This window comes from Microbacterium sp. BF1, from assembly GCF_019279095.1.
Classification (GTDB): domain Bacteria; phylum Actinomycetota; class Actinomycetes; order Actinomycetales; family Microbacteriaceae; genus Microbacterium; species Microbacterium maritypicum.
Genome location: NZ_JAGYWT010000179.1, coordinates 1 through 4875 on the forward strand (window position 1 = coordinate 1; position 4875 = coordinate 4875).

Annotated in this window: 2 protein-coding genes and 1 pseudogene; 1 reads left to right on the forward strand and 2 read right to left on the reverse strand. The window is 67.7% G+C overall.

The window, feature by feature from the left end:
- Positions 1 to 485: 485 nt before the first annotated feature.
- Both KZA10_RS18705 and KZA10_RS08105 read right to left on the reverse strand, forming a co-directional pair.
- A pseudogene (locus tag KZA10_RS18705) lies at positions 486 to 668 on the reverse strand (ABC transporter permease); the annotation flags it as partial.
- A gap of 25 nt (positions 669 to 693) precedes the next feature.
- Complete coding sequence (locus KZA10_RS08105; protein ID WP_218682608.1) at positions 694 to 2307, reverse strand: ABC transporter substrate-binding protein; 1614 nt, start codon at positions 2305 to 2307, stop codon at positions 694 to 696.
- A gap of 170 nt (positions 2308 to 2477) precedes the next feature.
- Between KZA10_RS08105 and valS the strand changes: the two genes are divergently transcribed.
- Positions 2478 to 4875, forward strand: a 2398-nt coding sequence (gene valS / locus KZA10_RS08110) for a valine--tRNA ligase (protein ID WP_218682609.1), incomplete at its 3' end; no start/stop codon positions are given.

Sequence of the window (4875 nt, forward strand, 5' to 3'; positions counted from 1 at the left end):
CGGTCGACTTCTCGAACGTGATCCTGATCCTGACATCGAACCTGGGATCGCCGATCCTCATCGACCCGGTGCTCGCACCCGATGAGAAGCGCGACCAGGTCATCGGCGACCGGGAGCGCGAGAGTGATCGCCGGCAGGACGAGCGTGGCGGGGTTGCGGGCTCCCGACACCGGGAACCAGCCCAGTCCGAACGCGAAGACGCTGAGCAGGACGAGCCCGATCCAGAACACCGGGGAGGAGAGCACCACGAGCTCCACAGCGGCCGCGATCGTGCGCGCTGCCCTGCCCCGCACGAGGACCGCCACCGCGAGCGCGAGCACGAGGGCGATCACGAGCGCGAGCACCGAGAGCTGCACCGTCGCTCCGAGCTGACGTCCGATCACCTCCGTCACCGGCATCCGCAGCTGGTACGACTCCCCCAGATCTCCCCGAGCGAGCTGGCCGATGAAGCCGAGGTACTGCTCGAACGGCGGACGGTCGAGCCCCAGGTCGGCGCGGATCCCGTCCTTGACGGCCTCACTCACCTGCGCCTGGGGCCCCAGCATCACCGAGACGGGGTCACCGGGGATCACCCGGAACGCGAGGAAGGCGACGGTCGCCGCGCCCCACAGGACGATGACGACGGATGCGACCAGACCGGCGATACGGGCGAGAGCAGCCTTCACCACCCGTGCCCTCCGCTCCGTCGACGGTTCAGCCGACGGTCACATCGTAGAACAGCGGCCGACCGTACAGGTCGTACTCGAGTCCCTCGACGCGGTCGCCGACGGCCGTGATCGCCGACGGGCTGTACAGCGGCACGATGGCCGTGTACGTGGCATTCCACTGCTGCAGCTGGGTGTACAGCTCGTTGCGCTTGTCCTGATCGCTCGAGGCGACGGCCTGCTCGAGCAAGGCATCGATCTGCGGGTCGCTCACCTGCGAGGCGTTCTGGAATCCGTCGGTGTGCAGGTGACTGCGCAGCAGATCGGGATCGACGCCCGAGAAGCCCCAGTCGGTCAGATCGAAGGTCTTCGGCTCGTACTGCTCGTTGTAGGCGCCGGGCTCGAGCTCCTCACGCTGAACCTCGAAGCCGATGCTCTTCAGGTCCGACTGGATGGCGTTGCCCAGCGCGGCGCGGTCGTCGGGAACCGGCGTCCAGGCGATCCAGCGCACGGAGAGTCGCTTGCCGTCCTTCATGCGGATGCCGTCGGCGTCGCGATCCGTCCATCCGGCCTCGTCGAGCAGCGCATCGGCCGCAGCCTGATCGAACGGCCAGCTGCCCTCGAGCGACGCGTCGTAGCCCGGAGTCGTCGAGCCGAGGATGCTCCATGCCCGCGGGAACTGTCCGAAGTAGATCTCCTCGACAGCGGCGTCGATGTCGATGCCGCGGGCGAAGGCCTGGCGCACCTTCTCGTCGGCGAACACCCCGTACTTCTCGTTCAGGTACAGCGAGTACGGCAGCCCCGGGTACTCGATCGAGTCGACCGTGACGCCGTCGCCGAGGTCCTTCGCGAGGTTCGGCGGGATGTTGCTGGCGAGGTCGGCCTCGCCGCTGGTGACGACACCGGTGCGGACCGAGGCCTCCGGCTGGATCTCGACGCGCAGGGTCTCGAACTTCGGAGCCTCGGTGTCGTGCGGACCCCACGCGTAGTCGTCGTTGCGGGTGTAGACGATCTCCTGGTCTGGCGTGTACTCGGTGAGCTCGAACGGCCCGGTGCCCACGGTGATGTCGGGTCCGCCGGCCTTGAGCTTGTCTGCGGACTTCGCGAGCACGGCCGGCGAGTAGAAGCCCAGCTGCGGCGTGCTCGCCGCCTGCAGGAACGGGGCGTACGGCTGGGTGAAGGTCACCGTGACCGTGTAGTCGTCGACGACCTCCGTGCCCTTGTAGAAATCGGCGCCGAGCATGCTGGCAGCCTGAGCGGAAGCCGTCTCGGGGTCGACGATGCGGTCGAAGTTCGCCTTGACCGCGGCGGCGTCGAACTTCTCACCATCGGTGAAGGTCACGTCGTCCCGGAGCACGAAGGTGTACTCCGTGCTGTCCGGCGAGACTTCCCAGCTCTTCGCAAGCCACGGGCTGAACGTTCCGTCCGCCTCCTGGAACACCAGCGAGTCGAGCACGGCCCGCTGCACCATCCCGGAGACGTCGAGCTGGCTCACCTGCGGGTCCATGTGCCCGGCCGAGAGGTTCGCGCCCTCGATGGACCACACCAGCTCTCCTCCGCCTTCTCCCTCGGAACCGGGGGCCGCGCAGGCGCTGAGCACCAGGGCGGTGGCAGCGGCGAGCGCCGCGAAGGGCAGGAGACGACGCACTGATTTTGCGGGCATGACGATTCCTCTGGACGAGCGGGTCGGGATCCCTCCATCCTACGGCGGATTGTTGGACCGGGTCGATCTGCAACGACCTGCCGGGCCCGCGATGCTCGGTAGACTGTTCGGCACCACCCACACTCAGGCACGCTCACACAGTGCCGCATACATCGCTCGAGGAGACCTTCATGCCTGCTTCCGAATCGTCGCAGAACCAGATTCCCGACAAGCCCGTACTCGAAGGCCTCGAAGCGAAGTGGGATGCCGCATGGGCCGAGCAGGGCACCTACCTGTTCGATCGTCTGCGCGCGGCACAGGCCGGCCGTGACGGCGTGTACTCGATCGACACCCCTCCTCCCACGGCATCGGGCAGCCTGCACATCGGACACGTGTTCTCGTACACGCACACCGACGTGAAGGCGCGCTTCGAGCGTATGCGCGGCAAGACCGTGTTCTACCCGATGGGATGGGACGACAACGGCCTGCCCACCGAGCGCCGCGTGCAGAACTACTACGGTGTGCGGTGCGACCCCTCGCTCCCCTACACGCCCGACTTCACACCCCCGTTCGAGGGTGGCGACAACAAGTCCAGCCGTGCAGCCGATCAGCGGCCGATCAGCCGCCGCAACTTCATCGAACTCTGCGAGCGCCTCACGATCGAGGACGAGAAGCAGTTCGAAGCACTGTTCCGCCAGCTCGGACTGAGCGTGGACTGGACACAGACCTACCGCACGATCTCCGACGACACCATCCGTCAGAGCCAGCTCGCGTTCCTGCGCAACATCGAGCGCGGTGAGGCGTATCAGGCGCTGGCCCCGACGCTGTGGGACATCGACTTCCGCTCCGCCATCGCGCAGGCCGAGCTCGAGGACCGCGACCAGCAGGCGGCCTATCACACGATCGAGTTCCCCTTCGCGGACGGCTCGGGATCGATTGCGATCGACACCACCCGCCCGGAGTTGCTCCCCGCGTGCATCGCGATCGTGACGCACCCGGAGGGCCCGCACAAGCACCTCATCGGCACCAAGGTGAAGACCCCCTTCTTCGGCGCCGAGATCGAGATCCACGGGCACCACCTCGCCCAGCCCGACAAGGGCACCGGCGCTGCCATGGTCTGCACCTTCGGCGATGTGACCGACATCATCTGGTGGCGCGAGCTGCGCACCACCGACAACGAGTCGCTGCCGAACATGACCACGATCGGCCTGGACGGGCGATTCCTGCCCGATGCCCCCGCCTCCGTCTCGAACCCCGAGGCGGCGACCTGGTACGGCGAGGAGATCGCGGGCAAGACCGTCTTCAGCGCGCGCAAGGCGATCGTGGAGAAGCTGCAGGCGACGGGCGACATGACCGCTGTCGGCAAGCCGTTCAACCACGCGGTGAAGTTCTTCGAGAAGGGCGACCGTCCGCTCGAGATCGTCTCCACGCGGCAGTGGTACATCCGCAACGGCGCCCGCGACGGCGAGCTGCGCGACAAGCTCATCGCCCACGGCGAGGAGCTCGCCTGGCACCCCGAGTTCATGCGTGTGCGGTACGAGAACTGGGTCGTCGGCCTGACCGGCGACTGGCTGGTGTCGCGTCAGCGCTTCTTCGGTGTGCCGATCCCCCTCTGGTACGCCCTGGACGAGAACGGCGAGCGCGACTACGACCGCGTGCTCACCCCGGATGCGGCGACGCTCCCGATCGACCCGACCACCGATGTGCCCGCCGGATACACCGAGGACCAGCGCGGCGTGGCGGGCGGCTTCGACGCCGAGGCCGACATCCTCGACACCTGGGCGACCTCGTCCCTCACTCCGCAGCTCGCGGGTGGCTGGCAGCGCGACGAGGAGCTCTGGCAGCTCACTGCTCCGTTCGACCTGCGCCCCCAGGGTCAGGACATCATCCGCACCTGGCTGTTCTCGACGATGCTGCGCTCGACGCTCGAAGACGGCAGGACGCCGTGGCGCAACGCCGCGATCTCCGGATTCATCGTCGACCCCGACCGCAAGAAGATGTCGAAGTCGAAGGGCAACGTGGTCACCCCGGCCGACGTGCTCGAGGCCCACGGCTCCGACGCGGTGCGCTATTGGGCCGCCTCGAGCCGCCTCGGCATGGACGCGGCGTTCGACCCGCAGAACCCGACGCAGGTGAAGATCGGTCGCCGTCTGGCCATCAAGGTACTGAACGCGGCGAAGTTCGTGCTGTCGTTCCCCGTGCCCGAGGGTGCGCAGGTGACTCACGCCCTCGACGCGTCGATGCTGACCGCGCTCGACAGCGTCGTCGTCGAGGCCACCAAGGCGTTCGAGCGGTACGACGCCGCTCGTGCGCTGGAGCTCACCGAGGCCTTCTTCTGGACGTTCTGCGACGACTACCTCGAGCTCGTGAAGGAGCGCGCCTACAACCAGGCCGATGTGGGACAGGCCTCCGCGGCGCTCTCGCTGCGTCTGGCCCTGTCGACGCTGCTCCGCCTGCTGGCTCCGGTGCTGTCCTTCGCGGCAGAGGAATCGTGGTCCTGGTTCGAAGAGGGCTCCGTGCACACGGCCGCGTGGCCGACGCCGCTCGGCATCGACGGCGACCCGGCGGTGCTGGCTGCAGCCAGTGAAG